This window comes from Streptomyces sp. NPDC050508 (genome assembly GCF_040655155.1).
GTDB lineage: Bacteria > Actinomycetota > Actinomycetes > Streptomycetales > Streptomycetaceae > Streptomyces.
Window position 1 is genome coordinate 41467 of record NZ_JBFAJJ010000035.1, and the last position, 20999, is coordinate 62465.

The window sequence follows — 20999 nt, forward strand, 5'->3', positions numbered from 1 at the left end:
GGCCCGAGTCCTGATGACCGCACCGACCAAGTACGTGTACGCGTTCGCCGAAGGCGGCCGGGAGATGGCCGCCCTGCTGGGCGGTAAAGGAGCGGGCCTTGCCGAGATGACCCGGCTCGGGCTGCCCGTGCCGCCCGGATTCACCGTCACCACCGAGGCCTGCAAGGCCTATCTGAAAACGGGCGAGGAGCCGGCCGAGCTGGCCGTCGAGGCGGCCCGTGCGCTCGCCGGACTGGAACGGACGATGGGCCGCACCCTCGGCGCGCCGGACGATCCGCTGCTGGTGTCCGTCCGTTCGGGCGCCCGCTTCTCCATGCCCGGCATGATGGACACCATCCTCGACATCGGCCTCAACGACCGGTCCGTCACCGGGCTCGCGGAAGCGTCCGGGCAGGAACGGTTCGCCTGGGACTCCTACCGGCGGCTCATCCAGATGTTCGGGCACACCGTGATGGGCGTGGACGGCGACCTGTTCGAGCAGGCCATCGCCGAACACAAGGCACGGCGTGCGGTGACCGGCGACCACGACCTCGACACCGCCGAACTCGCCCTGATCACCGAGGAGTTCAAGACCATCATCCGCAAGGAGACCGGCGAGGACTTCCCGCAGGACCCGGCCGAACAGCTGACCCGCGCCATCCGCGCGGTCTTCGACTCCTGGAACGGCGAACGCGCCCACATCTACCGCCACCGCGAACACATCTCCGAGGACCTCGGCACCGCTGTCAACGTCCAGGCGATGGTCTTCGGCAACCTCAGCTCCCCTGTGACATTCGAGAGCAGCGGCACCGGCGTCACCTTCACCCGCGACCCCGCCACCGGCGAACGCGGTATGTACGGCGACTACCTGCCCGACGCACAGGGCGAGGACGTCGTCGCGGGGGTCCGCGACGCACTGCCCCTGAGCGAGCTGAAGCGGCTCAACCCGCGCGCCTACATCCAACTCGCCGATCACCTGCGCACCCTGGAGGACCACTACCGCGACCTGTGCGACATCGAATTCACCGTCGAGCGCGGCAAGCTGTGGATCCTGCAGACCCGCGTCGGCAAGCGCACCGCCGAGGCCGCCTTCCGTATCGCCCACGATCTGCGCGAGGAGGGCACGATCACGCCGGACGAGTCCCTGGTCCGTGTCGACGGCGCCGAACTCACCCGCCTGATGTTCCCCCGCTTCGACACCACCCCGGCCGACGTGCCCTTGGCCCAGGGCGTCGCCGCCTCCCCGGGCGCGGCCGTCGGCGTCGTGGTCTTCGACTCCGCCGAGGCCGTACGACGCGCCGCAGCAGGCGAGGACACGGTCCTCGTCCGCCGCGAGACCACTCCCGACGACCTCCCCGGCATGATCGCCGCACAGGCCGTCCTGACCAGCCGGGGCGGCAAGACCAGCCACGCCGCCGTCGTCGCACGTGGCATGGGCAAGGTGTGCGTCTGCGGCGCCGAAGCCCTCACCGTCGACCCGGCGGCACGCCGATTCACCACGGAATCGGGCGTGGTGGTGCACGAGGGCGACACCGTCTCCGTCGACGGCACCGCCGGCACCGTCCACCTCGGCGCACTCCCGCTGACCGCGTCCGACGTCGGCCGCGCACTGGAGACCGGCACCGCGAGCGGCCCGCTCACCGAGGCGGTCCTGGGCGCCCTCACCCACGCCGACTCCGTACGACGCCTCGAAGTGCGGGCCAACGCCGACACCCCCGAGGACGCCGTACGTGCCCGCAGTCTCGGCGCGCAGGGCATCGGCCTGTGCCGCACCGAGCACATGTTCCTCGGTGAGCGCAGGGCACTGGTCGAGGCGATGATCCTGGCCCGCGACGACAGCGCCCGCCAGGAGGCGCTGGCCGCCCTGTTGCCGCTGCAGCGCGAGGACTTCACCGGCATCCTGACGGCGATGGACGGACTGCCGGTGACCATCCGGCTCATCGACCCGCCGCTGCACGAGTTCCTGCCGGACCGCACGGAGTTGGCCGTACGCCTGGCCCGCACCGAGCACCCGGACCCCCACGACCGTGAACTCCTCGCCGCCGTCGAGCGCATGCACGAGCAGAACCCGATGCTCGGACTGCGCGGAGTCCGACTCGGCCTGGCCGTGCCCGGTCTGATGGCCATGCAGGTGCGGGCCGTCGCCGAGGCCGTGGTCGCCCGGCTGCGAGCCGGTGGTCGGCCCCGCGCCGAGATCATGATCCCGCTCGTCGGCACGGTCGAGGAACTGCGCCTCGCACGCACCGAGGCGGAAACGGTCCTCGCCGAGGTCCAGGAGGAGACCGGCACGACTCTCGACTGCCCGATCGGCACGATGATCGAGCTGCCGCGCGCCGCACTCACCGCGGGCCGCATCGCCGAGTACGCCGACTTCTTCTCCTTCGGCACCAACGACCTGACCCAGACCACCTGGGGCCTGTCCCGGGACGACGCCGAGGCCTCCTTCTTCCCGCTGTACCTGGAGAAGGGCGTCTTCAGCGTGTCGCCGTTCGAGACGATCGACCAGGAGGGCGTGGGCCGACTGGTACAGCTGGCCGTCGAGGCGGGCCGGGCCGTCAACTCCCGCCTGGAGACCGGGGTCTGCGGCGAACACGGCGGTGACCCCGAGTCCATCCACTTCTTCCACCGGGTGGGCCTCGACTACGTCTCCTGCTCGCCGTTCCGCATCCCGGCGGCACGGTTGGAGGCCGGACGGGCGGCCCTCATGGACACGACCGGGGGCAGCGACAGCAGGTAGGAAGAGCGCCATGGGCGGCGGGTGCAAGGTCTCTGAGGACCCTGCACCTGCCGCCTCGGTGCCTCAGAACAGCGCCGGTACGACGGCCTCGACGAGATGGGGCCCGGGCTCGGCGAAGGCCTGGCGCAACCGGGCCGTGAAGTTCTCGGCGGTGGTGGCACGCGACGCCGGTACGCCCATGCCCCGGGCGAGGGCGACGAAGTCGAGGCCGGGCCGGGTCAGATCGAGCAGGTCGTGGTGTGCGGAGCCGTCCGCCGGCATGCCCAGGCGCCGGGACTCCATGTCGAGGATCGCGTACGAGCCGTTGGCGAAGATCACGGTGGTGATGTCGAGCCCTTCGCGGGCATGGGTCCACAGGGCCGAGATGGTGTACATGGCGCTGCCGTCGGCCTCCAGGCACAGCACCGGCCGGTCCGGACACGCGAGTGCGGCGCCTGCGGCGAGCGGCAGGCCCTGGCCGATGGCGCCGCCGGTGAGAGTGAGCCAGTCGTGGCGTGGTGCGCCCGCGGTGGCGCCGGGCAGCCAGAGCCCCGAGGTGTTGGCCTCGTCCACCACGATCGTCCCGTCCGGCAGCAGCGCCCCGACGACGGCAGCAGCGGTCTCGGCGGTCAGTGCCCCGGTGGGCAGTGGCGGCCGTACGGCGGCCTGGAGCACCGCGGCTGCGTCCGCGGCGACGGTGTCCGCCAAGTCGCTCAGAGCCGCGGGGATGTCGTCGGCCGTCGTGGCCAGGGTGTGGATCCGGCAGCTGTCGGGAGCGAGCAGACCGGGCAGGGTCGGGTGGGCGAAGAACGACACGGGCGCGCGGGCGCCCACCAGCACCAGGTGCTGTACTCCGCCGAGTTGGGCCATCGCTCCTTCGGCGAGGTAGCCCAGCCGCTCCACGGCGGGCAGGCCGGCGCCGCGTTCCAGGCGGGCCGGGAAGGTCTCGCACAGGAGGCGGGCACCGGTGGCCGCGGCGATCCGGCCGGCGATGCTCAGGGCCGGTTCGCGGGTGGCGGCGCCGCCGAGGAGCAGAGCTGCGGGCTCGCCGGTGCGCAGGGCCGCGACCACAGCGGCGACGGTCTGCTCGGGTACGGCAGTCGGCGGCCGGGCCGCGACCGGCGGCGCGGGCCGGGCACCGTCCGACCAGGACACGTCGGCGGGCAGCAGCACGGTGGCCACCCGGCCCGGGGCACCGGTCGCAGCGGCCACCGCCTCTGCCACGTCGGTGCCCACCCCGACGGCGTCGTCGCAGCGACGGACCCAGCCGGAGACGGTACGGGCCAGCGCGTCGACGTCCGACTCCAGCGGCGCGTCGTACTTCTTGTGGAAGGTCGCGTGGTCGCCGACCAGGTTCACCACCGGGGTTCCGGCGCGACGGGCGTTGTGGAGGTTGGCCAGACCGTTGCTCAGCCCGGGGCCGAGATGCAGCAGGGCGGCGGCGGGGCGTCCGGTCATCCGGCCGTAGCCGTCGGCCGCGCCGGTGGCCACGCCCTCGAACAGGCAGGGCACGGCCCTTAGGGCGGGCTCGTCGTCCAGGGCGGCCACGAAGTGCAGTTCGGAGGTGCCGGGGTTGGCGAAGCACACCTCGACGCCGGAGTTCAGGAGGGTGCGGGCAACGGCATGGGCACCGTTCACGGTGATTCCGCCTTTCACGCGCTCAGTCGCGTTCATTCCGGTTCAGTCGAAGAGGACACCGGGATTCAGGATCCCGTCGGGGTCGAAGGCTCGCTTGATCCCGCGCATCAGCTCCACCTTGGCGGGGTCTTCCAGCTCCAGGAAGAAGCGCTTCTTCGTCGTACCGACGCCGTGCTCGCCGGAGACGGCCCCGCCGAGGTCCGCTCCCGCCCGGAACAGCCGCCGTAGGACCTCGTCCCGCAGCTTCGTGTCCGGCTGGAAGACCGCGAGGTGCACGTTGCCGTCTCCCGCGTGTCCGCAGCCGGTGACGATCGACGCGCTCTCCCGGGCGATCACGTCCGCCTCGGCGAGCAGCCGGGGGAGGGAAGCACGGGGTACGACGATGTCCACGACCTCGTCGGCGCCGGCCGACTTGGCGGCCCAGAAGGCCCGTTCCCGGGCCTCGATCAGTTGGCGTGCCGCCGCTGCCGGCAGTACGTAGACGTCGGCGGCGCCCAGGTCGAGCAACTGCCCGCCCAGGGTTTCCACATCGGCTTCGATGCGCTCGGCCGACTGCGCTTCGAGGACCACGACCAGATAGCCGAGCGCGGTGGCGCGGACCTGTTCGGGGATGCCGAGCCCGAGATCCTGCTGGGCGGTCATCGCGGCCATCGTGAGCATGTCGACGTACTCCAGGGCCAGCGGGTCCAGGCCTCCGGCCAGCAGCCGCGGCACCGCTCGCGCGATCTCCTCGGCCTCGGCGAAGGGCGCCAGCACCGTCGCGCCGTGCCCGGCCCGGGGTTTCAGGCGCAGGACCGCCTCGGTGACGAGGGCCAGGGTGCCTTCGGAGCCGACGATCAACTGCGTCAAGTCGTAGCCGGTGCTGGTCTTCACGTACTTTCCGCCGCTGCGCACGACCGCGCCGGAGGCCAACACGGCTTCCATGCCGAGGACATGGTGCCGGGTGACGCCGTGCCGGACGGCGTGCATGCCGCCGGCGTTGGTGCCGATCGTGCCGCCGACCGACGCGCTCTGCTCACCCGGGCGTACCGGGTAGCACAGCCCCGACTCGGCGGTCCGGCGGTCGAGTTCGGCCAGGGTGACGCCGGGCTGGACGACGGCGACGTGGTTGTCGGTGTCGATCTCCAGCACCCGGTCCATCCGCTCGAACGACACGACGATGCCGTCCGCGCGGGGTACGCAGGCTCCGGACAGCCCGGTGCCGGAACCCCGTGCCGTCACGGGGACCTGCCGCGCGGCGGCGACCGCGACGACCCCCGACACCTCGGCGGTCGACGCGGGCCGCACCACGAACGTCGGCCGCCGTGCCACGGCGTTCAGCGACTCGTCGTGCCCGTATTCCGCCGGCACACGGTCTTCCGTGAGCACGTGCTCCGCCCCCACCACTTTCGCGAGGAGCGTTCCGGTGTCGGTCATTGTCCGGTTCCCTTCGTAGGGTCTCCCGCCCCGGGCCTCCGCGCGCGGGCCGGCCACGCACTCACCAGAATGTGGGCGTGGCGGCGGACCGGGGATCAGGTCAACCGGCCTTACCGCAGGGCCGGTTGACCCAGCTGCTTCCGCTCAGGCCAGCGCGGCCCTGAGCACCTCGAAGGCGGTCGTCGGATCGGCCAGGGCGTGGTAAATGCCGGGTATCTCGCGGTTGTCGAGGCCGAACAGGCCGTAGACGGCGTGCATCGCGCCGCGCACGGAGTACTCGACGGTGAAGACCACGTCCTCGGGGATCTCCGTGAACTGCCCCAGGAAGGCGAAGTTGGCGGAGCCGCGCGGGATGACCGGCGGGCGGTCGTGCACGGTGCGCGGGGCGAACTGGCTGGTGATGTACGGCATCATCACCGGGATCACGGTCGTGGTCGCCGCGACCTGCTCCTCGATGTCCGACATACCGAGGTGGCCGAGGAGCTCGGTGAGAATCTCCCGGCCGGTGGCCTCGGCCATCGGCTTGCCGACGAAGTCGCCGTCGCGGTCGGTGAACAGGCCGTAGCCCCACACGGTGCAGACGTCCGCGGGCTGCCCGTCGAAGTGCGGGGCATGCGGTACGACGACGGACATCAGCCAGTTGGAGTCCTTGAAGGTCATCAGCGCGCCCGTGCCGGGGAGGTTGCCGGAGAGTTCCTCGATGCGGTGCAGGAGCAGCGGGTCACGCAGGGTGAGGGTGAAGGACTCCCACTTGGCCTCGTCCACGTTGCCGTTGAAGGTGGTGGGCCGGCCGAAGTCGTCGGCCTTGGAGGCGAGGGTCTCCCAGAGCCGCCAGCCGCCGTCCCGCTTGGTGCGGACCAGTTCGGGCGCGGTGTCGTCGCTGCCGTAGGCGGCGTCGGCGGTCATCGATCCCAGAGTGAGGAACGCGTAGTCGTCGACGCCGAGTTCGCACGTGTCCGGGTGTCCGTCGCGTTCGAGGCGCAGGCGTTGTGCGCGCCGTACGCCGTCCTCGGTGGTGAAGTCGACGTCGGTGACCCGCACGCCGTACTCGAAGACCACGCCACGGGCCTCCAGCCAGGTGCGGAGCGGCCGGATGATCGAGTCGAACTGGTTGAGGCGGGTGCGGCGCACACCGGCGAGGGTGTGCATGCGGGGGAACTCCTGCATGAAGCGCAGGAGGTAACGCTTGAGTTCGATCGCGCTGTGCCAGTTCTGGAAGGCGAACGTGGTGCGCCACATCGTCCAGAAGTTGGTGGCGAAGAAGTGCGGAGAGAAGAAGTCCTCGATCCTGCGGGCGCCGATGACCGCTTCGGGCAGCACCAGCAGGCGGGTCAGTTCGAGGCGGTCGCGGGTGTCGAGGCCGTAGTCGGCGGCGTCCAGGATCGTGGTGCCGCGGCCGATCAGGCGGGCCCTGGCGTCGGTGGGCCACTTGGCGTTGAACTCGGTGATCTCCTCGCGTACCGAGACCGTCTCGTCGGTCAGGGTGGGGATCGTCTCCAGGAGGTTCCACAGGCAGGTGTAGGCCTCCTCCTCCAGCATCCGTCCGCCCCGGGTGACGTACCCGGCGGGCTCCCCGCGACCGTCCATCGAGCCGCCGGCGATGGGGAGTTCCTCCAGGATGTGGATGCGCTCGCCGGGGAAGTCCGCGTCGCGGACGAGGAAGGCGGCGGCCGCGAGGGAGGCGATGCCGCCGCCCACGAGGTAGGCGTGGGATGAGCGCGGAGCGTCTGCCATGACGTCCCTCCGTTCTGCCGCCCGGGTTCCCCAGGGCGGCCGACAGTGTTCGGGATCCTGCGCGCCGGACACCCGGTGTGACCGTGCGGGGTGGGGCGCGGGGACGGCGCCGGGCTGCTCGGGGCGAGCGTGGCGGCCGTGCCACCAAGCCAACGCGCGGGGTGATCGCGAGGACAGGGGCCGAAGGTCCCCGCCCACCGGCCGATTGCCCCTGGCCGGAACCTCGCGCTCATCGCTGAGAAGACCTCCACCCGCACCCGCCGCACCTTCGAGGTCGCCGACACCGCCCGGGTGCCGGGCCGGATGTTCGACGGCATCGAGTACCGCGGCTCCGCCCGGAGCCTGTGCGACGTCCTGACCATGGACGAGCACAGCCCCGAACCGCCGCCGGACATCAGCTACTGCTACCTCGGCGACGCCCGCAACAACATGGGCGACTCGCCGCTGTCGAGGGGTGCCCTGCTCGGCATGGACGTACGCCTCGCCGCACCCCGGGCGCTGTGGCCGACGGTCGAACCGGTCGCCTCCTACCGGGAGTTGGGCGAGCACCGCAGCGCCCGGATCACCCTCACCGAGGACGTCGGGGCCGCCGTACACGGTGCGGACTTCCTGCACACCGACGTCTGGGTCTCGATGGGCGAGCCCGCCGACTCCCGGCAGAAGCGGAGAGAACTGCTCCTCCCGTACCAGGTGAACGACAAGACGCCGACCGCCACCGGAAACCCGGATGTGAAGTTCGTGCACTGCCTGCCTGCCTGCCCTGCACGACCGTCGCACCCACCTCGGCCTCGATCGTCTTCGACCAGACGGAGAACGCCGGGGTGGCTTCCCCGAGGGCTCGATGGGCCCCAAGGCCGGGGCAGCCACCCGCTTCGTCGAACACACCGGGGGACCGGCCGCGATCGGCGCCCTGGACGCGGCGTACGAGATCGTCCACGGCCGGTCGGGCACGCTCGTCCGCCCTGAACTGCCTGCCGTATGAGCGTCCGCGACAGGGGAGGGCCGTTCGGCCCCGTGAGAGGGCCGGACGGCCGGGACCAGGGCCCTGGGCGGCCCTCCCCGCGATCACGGCGCCGCAGGACCATCGACAGAGAGGGATTCAGGTGCGAAGCAAGGGAGAGAACCGGCGATGACAATGACAGCGGTGGCTGGCACGCGCGCCTCCGAGGCATGGCGCGGCTTCGCGGGTACTTCTTGGCGCGAAGGCATCGCCGTACGTGACTTCATCCAGGCCAACTACAGCCCGTACGAAGGAGACGCGGCCTTCCTGGCCGGTGCTACCGAGCGCACGCGAGTCGTGTGGGAGAAGGTCAGCGCCCTGTTCCCGGAGGAGCGGCGCAAGGGCATCCTCGATGTCGACACGGCGACACCCTCCACGATCACCTCGCACGCGCCCGGATACATCGACCGCGAGCGCGAGTTGATCGTCGGCCTGCAGACGGACGCCCCGCTGAAGCGCGCGATCATGCCCAACGGCGGCCTGCGCATGGTCGAGAACAGCCTGAGGGCCTACGGTTACGAGTCCGACCCCTTCGTCTCGCGCGTCTTCGGCACCTACCGCAAGACCCACAACGACGGCGTCTTCGACGCCTACACCCCCGAAATGCGGGCGGCCCGCAAGGCCGGCATCATCACCGGACTGCCCGACGCCTACGGCCGCGGCCGGATCATCGGCGACTACCGGCGCGTGGCGCTGTACGGCACGGACCGGCTGATCGAGGCCAAGAAGGCCGAGCGGGCCATGCTCGACGCCTGTGCGTCCAGCATCGAGGTCATCCGGGACCGGGAGGAACTCGCCGAACAGATACGGGCGTTGGGCGAGCTGACGCGGATGGCGGCCACATATGGCTGTGACGTCGCCCGGCCCGCCGCGACCGCCCACGAGGCCGTGCAGTGGCTCTACCTCGGCTATCTCGCCGCAGTGAAGGAGCAGAACGGCGCCGCGATGTCACTCGGCCGCACCTCCACCTTCCTCGACATCTACCTTCAGCGAGACTTGGCGGACGGCGTCCTCGACGAGACGCGCGCCCAGGAACTCATCGACGACTTCGTGATCAAGCTGCGGATCGTACGGTTCCTGCGCACCCCCGAGTACGACGCCCTGTTCTCCGGCGACCCGACCTGGGTGACGGAGTCCATCGGCGGCATGGGCGGCGACGGCCGGACCCTGGTCACCCGCACGTCCTTCCGGTTCCTGCAGACCCTGTACAACCTCGGCCCCGCCCCCGAACCCAACCTGACGGTCCTGTGGTCGCCCCAACTCCCCTTCGCGTTCAAGGAGTTCTGCGCCCAGGTCTCGATCGACACCAGCGCGGTCCAGTACGAGTCGGACGAGCTGCTGCGTCCGTGCACCGGCGACGACACGGCCATCGCCTGCTGTGTGTCGGCGATGCAGGTCGGCAGGCAGATGCAGTTCTTCGGCGCCCGGGTCAACCTCGCGAAGGCACTGCTGTACGCGGTCAACGGCGGCCGCGACGAGATGACCGGCGAACAGGTCGCGTCGCCGACGCCCCCGCTGACCGGCGACTACCTGGACCACGAGGAACTGGCGAAGGCCTACGACCACGTCCTGGACTGGCTGGCCCGGACGTACGTCAACGCGCTCAACGTCATCCACTACATGCACGACAAGTACGCCTACGAACGCATCGAGATGGCCCTGCACGACTATCCCGTGCACCGCTTCATGGCCTGCGGCATCGCCGGCCTGTCGGTCGCCGCCGACAGCCTGTCCGCCGTCAAGTACGCACGGGTGAAGGTGTTCCGCGACGCCACCGGCCTCGCCGTCGACTTCCGGACCGAGGGCGACTTCCCCGCGTACGGCAACAACGACGACCGCGCCGACAGCATCGCCGTGGGCCTGGTGGAGTCGTTCATGACGAAGGTGCGCCAGTACCCCACCTACCGGAACGCCGAGCACACCCAGTCGGTCCTCACGATCACCTCGAACGTCGTCTACGGCAAACACACCGGCAACACCCCCGACGGCCGTCCTACCGGAGCGCCGTTCGCGCCCGGAGCCAACCCGATGAACGGCCGCGACCGGCACGGGGTCGCCGCCTCCGCGCTCTCGGTCGCGAAGCTGCCGTACGAGCAGGCCCGTGACGGGATCTCGCTGACGACGACGATCACGCCCGAGGGACTGGGACACAACCCGGACGAGCGCGCCGGACACCTGGTCGGCATCCTCGACGCCTACACGGCCGCCGGCGGCTTCCACATGAACGTCAACGTGCTCGACCGCACCACCCTCGAAGACGCCATGGAACACCCGGACAAATACCCGGACTTGACCATCCGTGTGTCCGGCTACGCGGTCAACTTCGTCCGCCTGACCCGCGAGCAGCAGCTCGACGTGATCAGCCGCACCTTCCACGGATCGCTGTGAGCACCGTGCGCACCGCGACCACCGGCCGGATCCACTCCTGGGACCTGTCCACCGGCGTGGACGGTCCCGGGACCCGGTTCGTCCTCTTCGTCAGCGGCTGCCCGCTCCGCTGCCTGTACTGCGCCAACCCCGACACCTGGCACATGCGTGACGGCCAGGAGATGAGCGTCGACGCGGTGATGGCGGAGATCGGGAAGTTCGAGGGCTTCGTCACCACGGCCGGCGGCGGGGTCACCCTCACCGGCGGCGAGCCACTGCTCCAGCCCGCGTTCACCGCGGAAGTCCTGCGCCGCTGCAAGGAGGCCGGCCTGCACACCGCCCTCGACACCTCCGGCTTCCTCGGCGCCCGCGCCACCGGCCAACTCCTCGCCGACACCGACCTGGTGCTCCTGGACATCAAGTCCTTCGACGTCAACACCTACCGGAAACTGACCGGCGGCGAACTCGCCCCCACCCTCAACTTCGCCACCCGACTCGACCGACTCGGCGTCCCGATGTGGATCAGGTACGTTCTGGTCCCGGGCTGGACCGACGATCTTGAGTCGGTGGACGCCCTGGCCCGTTTCGTGGCGGGACTCGGCGCGGTCGAGCGGGTCGACGTGCTGCCCTTCCACAAACTCGGCGCCGCAAAATACGAAGCCCTCGGTATCCCCTTCCCGCTGCGCGACAACCCGGTCCCCGAACCTGCGCTGATCGAGAGCGTTCTCGAATGCTTCAGGGGACGGGGAGTTCAGGCTCACTGACTGCCGAGCCGTATCCGACAGGACTCAGGCGCCCGACCACCGCTCGCTGCCCTGGTCACCGGCGGGAGCGCGACCGAGCCGCGTTCGTCGGTGAGTTGCTCGCTCGCCCGCTCAAGGACCCCTCAGCCGCCCCATGTGAGTCGGCGACAGCGGGAGCACGCGGTCGAGGAGCTCCTCTCGCGCCTCACGCGGCAGTTGGCCGGACGATGGTGTCTCGCCGCGCCGGTTTCACTCACCCCGAAACCCCTGAGAACGCCCTGCAACCGCGCTGAATCCGTGGTCGGTCACGCTCTGTGGCATGACGACGACGGCCCCGCCAGGGGTAGCGGACGGGGAGGGGATCACCATGAACGGCCTGCGACTGATCCGTCGGCACGCGGCGGCCTTCGGGCGCTTCGCCGGGCTGGGCAGCGGGGTCACTCTGGCGGCCTCGGCGGCCCTGGTCCTGCTCGCGCAGTGGATACCGTGGATGGCTGCGAACGCACTGACTACCGTCGTCTCTACGGTAGTTGCCACCGAGCTGCATGGCCGCGTCTCGTTCGGCCACGGACGGCCCGGCCTGGTCGGCCACCTGAAGAGCGCGGCAACCATGGCCCTCGGCTGGCTGGTCACCTCCGCCGCGGTCGCCGTGCTGGCCGCGCTGCGTCCCGGCGCCGGGCTCGTCCTGCAACAGACGGTGTACCTGTCCGCCACCGCGCTCGTCGGGATCGGCCGCTATCTCGTGCTGCGTCTGGCGGTGTTCGCGGAGCGCACTCCGGGCTCCCGGACGGGCGGCGGCGTCCGGTCACGGGCCGCGTACGACGCGGCGGCGTGAGGGCCGGAGGGGAAGGCGCTGCGGCCCGGGGTCGGCGCGGGCCGCGCGTCCCTCGGGGACACTCGTCGCAGCCCGCACCCGCACGGTCGACGGCAGCGGGGCTTTCGACGAGGCGGATCCTCACGGCGCGGACTGTCCGGAGTATCGGACACCCGCGTAGGGTCACTGTTACGATTCAGTGAAGCCAGCTGCTCAGTCGGACGCCCCCGTAGCAGGATTGTCCAAGATCCCCCCAGGAGGCTGCCATGGCGCGCAGGACCGGCCGCGTGACGGCGACCGATGTCGCCAAGGAGGCAGGAGTCTCGCAGACGACGGTCAGCTATGTGCTGAACGACGTGTCGCACCAGAAGATCTCCGAGCAGACCCGGCGCAAAGTGCTGGACGCGGTGGCGAAACTGGGCTACGAACCCTCGGCCGCCGCCCGCGCGCTGCGCCTGGGCCGCAGTGATCTGGTGCTGCTGTTCCTTCCCGATGTTCCTGTCGGCGGAACTCTGACGGCCCTGGTCGAGCTGCTCGGCGACGAACTGGAGCGGCACGGCCTGAACCTCGTCACCCGGCGCGAGCGGCACGCCCCGCTCAAGGCGCTGTGGCGTGAACTCATGCCGGCTGCCGTGATGACGGCCTTCGATGTCGGCGCCGATGACGTGGCCAGTATGCGGGCGGCCGGCATCCACGTGGTCAGCGCCGGGATGGGTCCCGCGGTCGCCCCGGGCGTCCTGACCGTTCCGCAGAACCGGATCGGCATGATGCAGGTCGAGAGGCTGGCGGCGACAGGACACGTCCGCATCGGCTACGCCGCGCCCGGGGACCCCCGGCTCCGGGACTTCTTGGACCTGCGGCTCGGCGGCGCCCGTACCGCCTGCGCTGAGCGCGGTCTTGAGCCGCCCGTCGTGCTGGACGTGCCCCTCGACATCTCGGCCGCCGCCGCGGCGGCCGAGCAGTGGCACGCGGCCGTCCCCGCCGTCACGGGAGTGTGCGCCTACAACGACGAGACGGCCTTCGCCCTTCTCGCGGGCATGCGCAGGGTGGGGCTCGCCGCCCCCGGCGACCTGGCCGTGATCGGCGTCGACAACGACAAGCTGGCGCCCTTCGCGGTACCGCCGCTGACGACGATCGACAACAACCTCGACGTCGCCGTGGGCCGTCTCGCCCGCATGATCGTGAATGGCGTGACCGGCCAGTCCCAGCCGCCGGCACCTCAGGTGACTCCGCTGACCCTGGTCGTACGCGAGTCCGCCTGACGCGAGTCCTCTCGGCGCGCGCCGGTCTGACCAGTACGTTTTCGGGCCGAGGTCGGGGAAAGTCGTACCCCGGCGTGCCATGCGGCCGTTCGTCCGGATTGCCGCTTCCCAAAAAGCTGATGCACGGGCCTTGTGGTCCTCCAAGTGCGGGGCTACGTTACGCATACGTTTCACTTGTACGTATCAGTGGCTGATTTCGGACCCACCGAAAAACGGTGGACATATAGCCCCCTTCTGCCAGGAACGGCTGACCGCCAAGAACGGTCCAGGCCGCGTCAGGACCTGGTTTCCCACTCCCTCCGAGGCCCTTGAGGGCGGCTCGCTGTCCGATGCCGCCCGGTCATCCACTTATCAGCGGAGTACCCATGCGAAGAATCGCGCTGACCGCCGTATCGGCTGTCCTGATGTTGTCCGCGGCCGCGTGCGGCTCGGGATCGGGTTCCGGTTCGGGCAGGGCGGCCACCGGCGGCACGCTCACCCTGGCCCCTCTGGTCGCGGCGCAGCCGTGGGATCTGGCCGACGCCGGACTCGGCAACAACACGCAGTACTACCAGCCCGTGTACGACTCGCTGCTCCGGCTGTCCCCGACGGCCGACGTCAAGCCGAACCTGGCGACCAAGTGGTCGTACGACGCGGCCCGCACGGTACTCACGATGACCCTGCGCACCGGCGTCAAGTTCACCGACGGCACCGCCCTGGACGCGGCGGCGGTCAAGGTCAATCTGCTGCACACCGAGAAGGGCACCAGCGAGGCTGCGGGCCAGCTCAAGGGCATCAGCGGCGTCGACGTCGTCAACGCCACCACGGTCGCGATCAAGCTCTCGGCGCCCGACCCCTCCCTCGTCCCGAACCTCGGCAACGTGGCCGGAATGATGGCCAGCCCCAAGGCCATAGCCGCGGGGACGATCAAGACCACCCCGGTGGGCTCCGGGCCGTACACCCTGGACAAGTCCGCGACCACGGCTGGCAGTACGTACACCTTCGTGCGGAACCAGGGCTACTGGAACAAGGCCGCCTTCCCCTTCGACAAGATCGTCCTCAAGCCGCTGACCGACCCGACCGCCGTGCTCAACGCGCTGCGCTCCGGGCAGGTCAACGGTGCGCTGCTGGCCAGCGCCAAGAACGTCGCGCCGGCGAAGAGCAGCGGGCTGAACGTCACCAAGTACACCTCCGGTGACGTCGAGGGCGTGTACATCTGGGACCGCGAAGGAAAGATCGTCAAGGCGCTCGGCGACGTCCGGGTCCGTCAGGCCCTGAACTACGCCTTCGACCGCTCCACGATCGTCAAGACGGCCAAGCAGGGACTGGGCAGGGCGACGACCCAGATCTTCAACCCGGGCGGCTCGGCCTTCGACAGCTCGCTCGACTCCAAGTACACCTACGACCCGGCTAAGGCCAAGCAGTTGCTGGCCGAGGCCGGCTACCCGCACGGCTTCTCGGTCACCGTCCCGGACGTGTCGTCGGTCTTCCCGGACCAACAGGCCGCCATGGTCCAGCAGTTGGAGGACATCGGGATCAAGGTCAAGGTCGACAAGATCCCGGTCACCCAGTTCATCAGCGCGCTCCTCGCGGGCAAGTACCCGCTGTCGTACATGACGTTGGCCTCCTTCCGCCCCTGGGACACCATCCAGATCGAGGTGGGCAAGAGCACGCTGTGGAACCCGCTGCACAGCGCGGACCCGAAGGTCACCGACCTCATCACCAAGGCCCAGTCGGCGACCGGAGCCGCCCAGGACGCGCTGTTCAAGCAGCTCAACACCTACCTCGTCGACCAGGCGTGGAACGCGCCCTGGGACTCCGTGGAGAACACCTACGCGACGACCAAGGGCGTGACCTTCACACCGCAGACGTTCGCCGCCGTCCCGCCGATCTACAACTTCAAGCCCACTGGCTGACCCGGACGGCGCACCGGGCGGGAACGGTGGTGCCGCCCCCACCCGGGCGCCGGTCAACACCGGTCAGGGAAAGGCAAGGTGGAGAGACTAATGATCGTTTTCTTGGTCCGGCGCATCGCGGCCGGGCTGGTCCTGGTCCTGGTGATCGCGACCACGACCTTCGCGCTGATGGGCCTCACCGGCTCCGATCCGGTGCGCCAGATCGTCGGGCAGACCGCGACCCGGCAACAGGTGACCGCCAAGTCCGCCGAACTCGGGCTCGACCAGCCCTTCGTGGTCCGCTACGGCCACTGGCTCGCGGACGCGGTGCACGGCAACCTCGGCAGCTCGTGGTTCAGCGGTGAGTCCGTGACGAGTTCACTGGAGAACAAACTGCCGGTGACCCTGTCGATCGTGCTGGCGGCGCTCCTGCTGTCAGCGGTACTGAGCACGGTGCTGGGCGTGGCCGCCGCGGTCCGCCGGGGCGCCCTGGACCAAGTGGTGCAACTGCTCGCGGTGTTGGGGTTCGCCGTACCCAGCTTCCTGGTCGCCCTGGTGTTCGCCGTCGTGATCGGCGTCGACCTCGGCTGGCTGCCCGCGACCGGATACGTCCCGCTTGCGGACTCGGCGACCGGCTGGCTCCGGTCGATCACGCTGCCGGCGCTCTCGCTCGCCGTCGGAGCGATCGCCGCCACCGCCCAACAGGTACGTGGCTCCATGGTCGACGTCCTGCGCGCCGACTACATACGCACCCTCCGCAGCCGTGGCATCAGCGAGCGGAGCCTGCTGTTCCGGCACGCCCTGCGCAACGCGGCCCCGGCCGCGCTGACCGTACTGGCACTGCAGTTCATCGGCCTGGTCGGTGGCGCGGTGGTCGTCGAGAAGGTCTTCGGCCTCAACGGCATCGGAAGCCAGGCCACAAGCGCCGGATCCCAGGGCGACACCCCGGTGGTCATGGGCGTCGTCGTGGTCATGGTCGCCCTCGTCGTGGTCGTCAACATCCTGATGGACCTCGCGTACGGCTGGCTCAACCCGAAGGTGCGTGTCGGATGACGCTTCCCCAGTCCGAGGAAACGGCAGGCGCGGTCGCCACAGCCGTCGCCGCGCAGGGGCGGGCGGGACTGCTGCGTCGGCTGCTGCGCAACCCGGTGGCCGTGGCCTGTCTGGTACTCCTCGCGCTCATCGCCCTGGCCAGCCTGTGCGCACCGCTGTTGACCAGCCAGGACCCGGCCCACACCTCACTGACCGACAGCCTCGCCCCGATCAGCGGCAAGCACCCGCTGGGCGGCGACGGCGTCGGCCGGGACGTCCTGGCCCGCCTCCTCTACGGCGGCCGCACCAGCCTGCTCGGCGCCCTGCTCGCGGTGGCCGTCGCCGTGGTGATCGGCGTTCCGGCCGGTCTGGTGGCCGGCTACTACCGCAAGTGGTTCGACGCCGTGAGCAGTTGGGTGTCCAACCTGCTGATGGCCGTACCGGCGATCATCGTGCTGCTCGTCGTGATGTCCGCGGTCGGCCAGAACACGTACCTCGCCATGGCGGTCTTCGGCGTGCTGATGTCACCGGGCGTCTTCCGGCTGATCCGCGCCTCGGTGATCTCCGTACGCGAGGAGCTGTACGTCGACGCGGCGCGGGTGTCCGGCCTGACGGACGCCCGGATCATCCGCCGGCACATCCTGCCCGTCGTGCAGGCGCCGACCATCATCCAGGCCGCCCAGATGCTCGGGCTCGGCATCGTCATCCAGTCCGGGCTGGAGTTCCTCGGCCTGGGCTCGGCGACCCAGGCGAGCTGGGGCTCCATGCTCAACGACGCCTTCGGCAACATCTACACGAAGCCGGTCCTGATGGTCTGGCCCGGAGCGGCGCTCGCGGTGACCGTCGCCGCCTTCGGCCTGCTGGGCAACGCCCTGCGGGACGCGCTGGACGGGAGCGCGACCGGCGGGCGGAGGGCATCGCGTGGCGCTACGGCCCGCAAGCCGGTCGCGCACAAGAAGGCTCGACCCGTCACGTCCGAGGCGGGAAAGGCGGATGACGCCCTGCTCGTCCTCGACGGCCTGACGGTCTCCTATCCGACGGCCCAGGGCGAGAAGACCGTCGTCGACGGCGTCTCCCTGACCGTGCGCCGGGGTGAAGTCCTGGGACTCGTGGGGGAGTCGGGGTCGGGCAAGAGCCAAACCGCCTTCGCTGTACTGGGGTTGCTGCCCAGGGAGGCCCAAGTCACTACCGCCCGGCTGGTGTTCGACGGCACCGAACTGGGACGGCTCGGCCGCGCGGAGATGAACCGCTACCGCGGTCGCAGGATCGCCTACGTGCCCCAGGAACCCATGTCCAACCTCGACCCCTCGTTCCGTATCGGCGCCCAGTTGGTCGAGCCGGTGCGCCGGCACCTCGGACTGTCGGCGGCCGAGGCGAGGGCGAAGACCCTCGGCCTGCTGGAGCGGGTCGGCATCTCCGACCCGGAGCGGGTCTTCCGCGCCTATCCGCACCAGATATCCGGCGGTATGGCGCAGCGCGTCCTCATCGCCGGCGCCGTGTCCTGCGAGCCGGACCTGCTGATCGCCGACGAGCCGACCACGGCCCTCGACGTGACCGTGCAGGCCGAGGTGCTCGACCTGATGCGGTCCCTTCAGCGCGAGCGGAACATGGGCGTGATCCTGGTGACCCACGACTTCGGCGTGGTGGCCGACATCTGCGACCGCGTGACGGTCATGCAGACCGGCACGGTTGTGGAGTCCGCACCGGTTGCGCGGTTGTTCGCCGCTCCGCAGCACCCGTACACCCGCATGCTCCTGTCCTCCACGCTGGAGGACACCGAGCCGCGGTCCGCGCTGGACCTGAGCCGCACCGTGCCGGTGAGCGTCGCGGGGGCCACGAGCGTCGCCGAGCCGATGGACATCGCAGGGGTCACGAACACCGGACGTCAGGAGGGTCCGGCATGACCGGGACAGCCAACGGCACTCTGAAGAAGGAACTCCCCGCGGAACCCCTGCTCGTCGCCGACGACGTGGTTGTGGAGTACCCGGCGAAGGGCTGGCGCAAGCCGCCGTTCCGGGTACTGAAGGGGGTGTCGATCACCATCGCCGCGGGCGAGACCCTCGGGCTGGTCGGCGAGTCGGGATCCGGCAAGACCACCCTGGGCCGGGCCGTCCTCGGACTGACCCCGGTCGCCTCCGGCACCGTCCGCTACGCCGGCAAGGTCATCTCGGGCCTCGGCGCGAAGGAGCGCCGGGCGCTCAGCGACGACATCCAGGTGGTGTTCCAGGACCCGTACACCTCCCTCAACCCGGCGATGACGGTGAACGACATCCTCAGCGAGCCGCTGAGAGTCGCCGGAACGCCTCGGACGGAGGCCGAGAAGCGGGTGCAGGACCTGCTCGACCAGGTCAGGTTGCCCGCCGACGCGGGGGAGCGACTGCCGCGGGAGTTCTCCGGCGGCCAGCGGCAACGCATCGCCATCGCACGGGCGTTGTCGCGGAACCCGCGCGTCATCGTCTGCGACGAACCGGTCAGCGCACTGGACCTGTCGACCCAGGCCCGGGTACTGGACCTGTTCGTCGAGATCCAGGAACGCACCGGCGTCGCCTATCTCTTCGTCACGCACGACCTGTCCGTCGTCCGGCACATCAGTCACCGGGTGGCGGTCATGCGCGGCGGCGAGATCATCGAGACCGGGGACACCACGACCGTCACCTCCACACCCCAACACCCCTACACCCAGCGCCTGTTGCTCGCCGCGCCCGTACCGGATCCGCAGCGGCAGGCGGAACGGCGGGCCGAGCGACGCCGTCTGGCGGCGGCCAACGCATCCCTGGACGGATCCCCGGACGTGTCACCGGACGTGTCACCGGGCGCCTCCACGGCCGTATCCACGACCGCCTCCACAGCCGCCTCCACGTCGGGAGACCGAGCATGACCCTGCCCAACCCCACCGTCCCCGGCTTCCACCCGGACCCCAGCATCACCCGCGTCGGCGACGACTACTACCTCGCCTGTTCCAGCTTCGAGTACCTCCCCGGCCTGCCGCTGTTCCACAGCCGCGACCTGCTCCACTGGGAGCAGATCGGCAACGTGGTGACCCGCCCCGGGCAGTTGGCGGTGGAGAAGGTCCCCACGCTCGGCGGTGCCTGGGCGCCCACCATCCGGTTCCACGACGGCCGTTTCTGGCTGGTCGTCACCGACGCGATGGGGCGCGGCAGTCTGATCTTCAGCGCCGACCGGGCCGAAGGGCCCTGGTCCGACGGCATCGTCATGCAGGGGGTCCCCGGCATCGACCCCGACCTCGCCTGGGACGCCGACGGCACCTGTTTCGTCACCTACTCCGGTCTCCAGCTCGACGGCGACCGCGCCGGCGAGCATCTGGGCATCCAGCAGGTCCGCATGGACCTGGAGACCGGCCGGGCTCTCGAAGAACCCCGGTCGCTGTGGTCGGGTACGGGCCTGATGTTCCCCGAGGCCCCGCACCTCTACGAGATCGACGGCACCTGGTACCTCCTGATCGCCGAGGGCGGCACCGAGCGCGGACACTCCGTGAGCATCGCGCGCGCCACCCGTCCGGACGGCCCCTTCGAGGGCTGCCCGGCCAATCCGGTACTCAGCGCCCGCAGCACCGACCGCCCGGTCCAGAACACCGGACACGCCGATCTCGTACGCACCCCCGACGGTGGCTGGGCGCTGTTCCTGCTGGGTATGCGACCCGGCGGTCTGACGAGGGCCTTCTCTCCCATGGGCCGGGAGACGTTCAGCACCTCGCTGGTCTGGGTCGACGGCTGGCCGGTGGTGCAGCCGGTCCAACTGACCCCGCCCACCGGACCAGTTGAGCACCGCGACGACTTCACCGGCGCTCAACTCAGCCCGGAATGGCTCTCCATACGGACACCGGCCGCCGACTGGTCCTCGCTCACCGAGCGCCCGGGCCACCTCGTCGTACACGCGGACGGTTCGACCATGGACGACCCACGGCCACGATTCGTCGGCCGCCGCCAGCAGCACCAGGCGGCCGTCTTCTCGGTCCGGGTGGACGCCGCCGGGGGAGTGGGCGGGCTGAGTCTGCGGATCGACGAACGCCACCACTACGACATCGAGGTGGGGGCCGATATCGCCCGTGCCCGCGCGCGGGTGGGCGGGCTCTGCCAGACCTGGGAGCAGCCGATTCCCGCGGGGACGGGGCCGATGACCGTACGGATCGAGACCGAGCCGGTGGTCGGCATGGGACTCGATGCCCTCGGCCCGGACATGGTCCACCTGTCCGTCGACGCGGACACCGGACCGGTCGAACTCGCGGCGCTCGACGGCCGCTACGTCTCCGCCGAGACCGCCGCCTCCTTCACGGGCCGTGTCATCGGCATGTACGCCACTGAAGGCTCGGTCGCCTTCGACCGGTTCAGCTACCGGGGCGAGGACTGACGCCGTCATTCCGACCTGAACAGCCGACCGGCATCCGACAGAAAGTCACCAGCACC

The 20999-nt window shown here is 70.3% G+C and carries 13 protein-coding genes and 2 pseudogenes; 12 read left to right on the forward strand and 3 right to left on the reverse strand.

Annotated elements, in window-relative coordinates:
* The first annotated feature begins 13 nt into the window (after positions 1-13).
* Positions 14-2716 carry a pyruvate, phosphate dikinase gene (ppdK, locus tag AB0I69_RS47505; RefSeq protein WP_363102084.1) on the forward strand — a complete coding sequence of 901 codons (2703 nt, stop codon included), beginning with the start codon at positions 14-16 and terminating at the stop codon, positions 2714-2716.
* Positions 2717-2779: 63 nt separating this feature from the next.
* Here the strand turns inward: ppdK and AB0I69_RS47510 are convergent, their stop codons facing one another.
* The 3 genes from AB0I69_RS47510 to AB0I69_RS47520 form a co-directional block, all read right to left on the reverse strand.
* Entirely contained in the window at positions 2780-4333 is a 1554-nt protein-coding gene (locus AB0I69_RS47510; protein ID WP_363102085.1) for an acetolactate synthase large subunit, read from the reverse strand.
* A gap of 42 nt (positions 4334-4375) precedes the next feature.
* Complete coding sequence (locus tag AB0I69_RS47515; protein WP_363102086.1) at positions 4376-5749, reverse strand: FAD-linked oxidase C-terminal domain-containing protein; 1374 nt, start codon at positions 5747-5749, stop codon at positions 4376-4378.
* A 144-nt stretch (positions 5750-5893) separates the two neighbouring features.
* Positions 5894-7483, reverse strand: coding sequence for an oleate hydratase (locus tag AB0I69_RS47520; protein ID WP_363102087.1), 1590 nt, complete (start codon positions 7481-7483; stop codon positions 5894-5896).
* A 213-nt stretch (positions 7484-7696) separates the two neighbouring features.
* On the opposite strand from AB0I69_RS47520, the pseudogene AB0I69_RS47525 reads away from it, so the two are divergent.
* From AB0I69_RS47525 to AB0I69_RS47575, 11 genes and pseudogenes are all read left to right on the forward strand, one after another.
* Positions 7697-8239: pseudogene (locus tag AB0I69_RS47525) on the forward strand (ornithine carbamoyltransferase subunit F); the annotation flags it as partial.
* Between the two features lie 58 nt (positions 8240-8297).
* Positions 8298-8465, forward strand: a pseudogene (locus AB0I69_RS47530) (carbamate kinase); the annotation flags it as partial.
* Positions 8466-8612: 147 nt separating this feature from the next.
* Entirely contained in the window at positions 8613-10871 is a 2259-nt protein-coding gene (gene pflB, locus AB0I69_RS47535; protein WP_363102088.1) for a formate C-acetyltransferase, read from the forward strand.
* Entirely contained in the window at positions 10868-11614 is a 747-nt protein-coding gene (pflA, locus tag AB0I69_RS47540; protein WP_363102089.1) for a pyruvate formate-lyase-activating protein, read from the forward strand. The genes pflB and pflA overlap by 4 nt, the downstream gene beginning before the upstream one ends.
* A 298-nt stretch (positions 11615-11912) precedes the next feature.
* A complete protein-coding gene (locus AB0I69_RS47545; protein ID WP_363102090.1) occupies positions 11913-12428 on the forward strand; it encodes a hypothetical protein in 516 nt (171 codons plus the stop codon).
* 245 nt (positions 12429-12673) lie between these two features.
* Positions 12674-13669 carry a LacI family DNA-binding transcriptional regulator gene (locus AB0I69_RS47550; RefSeq protein ID WP_363102092.1) on the forward strand — a complete coding sequence of 332 codons (996 nt, stop codon included), beginning with the start codon at positions 12674-12676 and terminating at the stop codon, positions 13667-13669.
* 365 nt (positions 13670-14034) lie between these two features.
* Positions 14035-15564 (forward strand): ABC transporter substrate-binding protein, encoded by a 1530-nt coding sequence (locus AB0I69_RS47555; protein ID WP_363102093.1) that lies wholly within the window; start codon positions 14035-14037, stop codon positions 15562-15564.
* A gap of 90 nt (positions 15565-15654) precedes the next feature.
* Positions 15655-16596 (forward strand): ABC transporter permease, encoded by a 942-nt coding sequence (locus AB0I69_RS47560; RefSeq protein ID WP_363102094.1) that lies wholly within the window; start codon positions 15655-15657, stop codon positions 16594-16596.
* Positions 16593-18479, forward strand: a complete 1887-nt coding sequence (locus AB0I69_RS47565; RefSeq protein ID WP_363102095.1) for a dipeptide/oligopeptide/nickel ABC transporter permease/ATP-binding protein — start codon at positions 16593-16595, stop codon at positions 18477-18479. The genes AB0I69_RS47560 and AB0I69_RS47565 overlap by 4 nt, the downstream gene beginning before the upstream one ends.
* Positions 18476-19453, forward strand: coding sequence for an ATP-binding cassette domain-containing protein (locus AB0I69_RS47570; RefSeq protein ID WP_363102096.1), 978 nt, complete (start codon positions 18476-18478; stop codon positions 19451-19453). Before AB0I69_RS47565 ends, AB0I69_RS47570 begins: the two co-directional genes overlap by 4 nt.
* Positions 19450-20943, forward strand: a complete 1494-nt coding sequence (locus tag AB0I69_RS47575; protein ID WP_363102097.1) for a glycoside hydrolase family 43 protein — start codon at positions 19450-19452, stop codon at positions 20941-20943. Before AB0I69_RS47570 ends, AB0I69_RS47575 begins: the two co-directional genes overlap by 4 nt.
* The last annotated feature ends 56 nt before the right edge of the window (positions 20944-20999 follow it).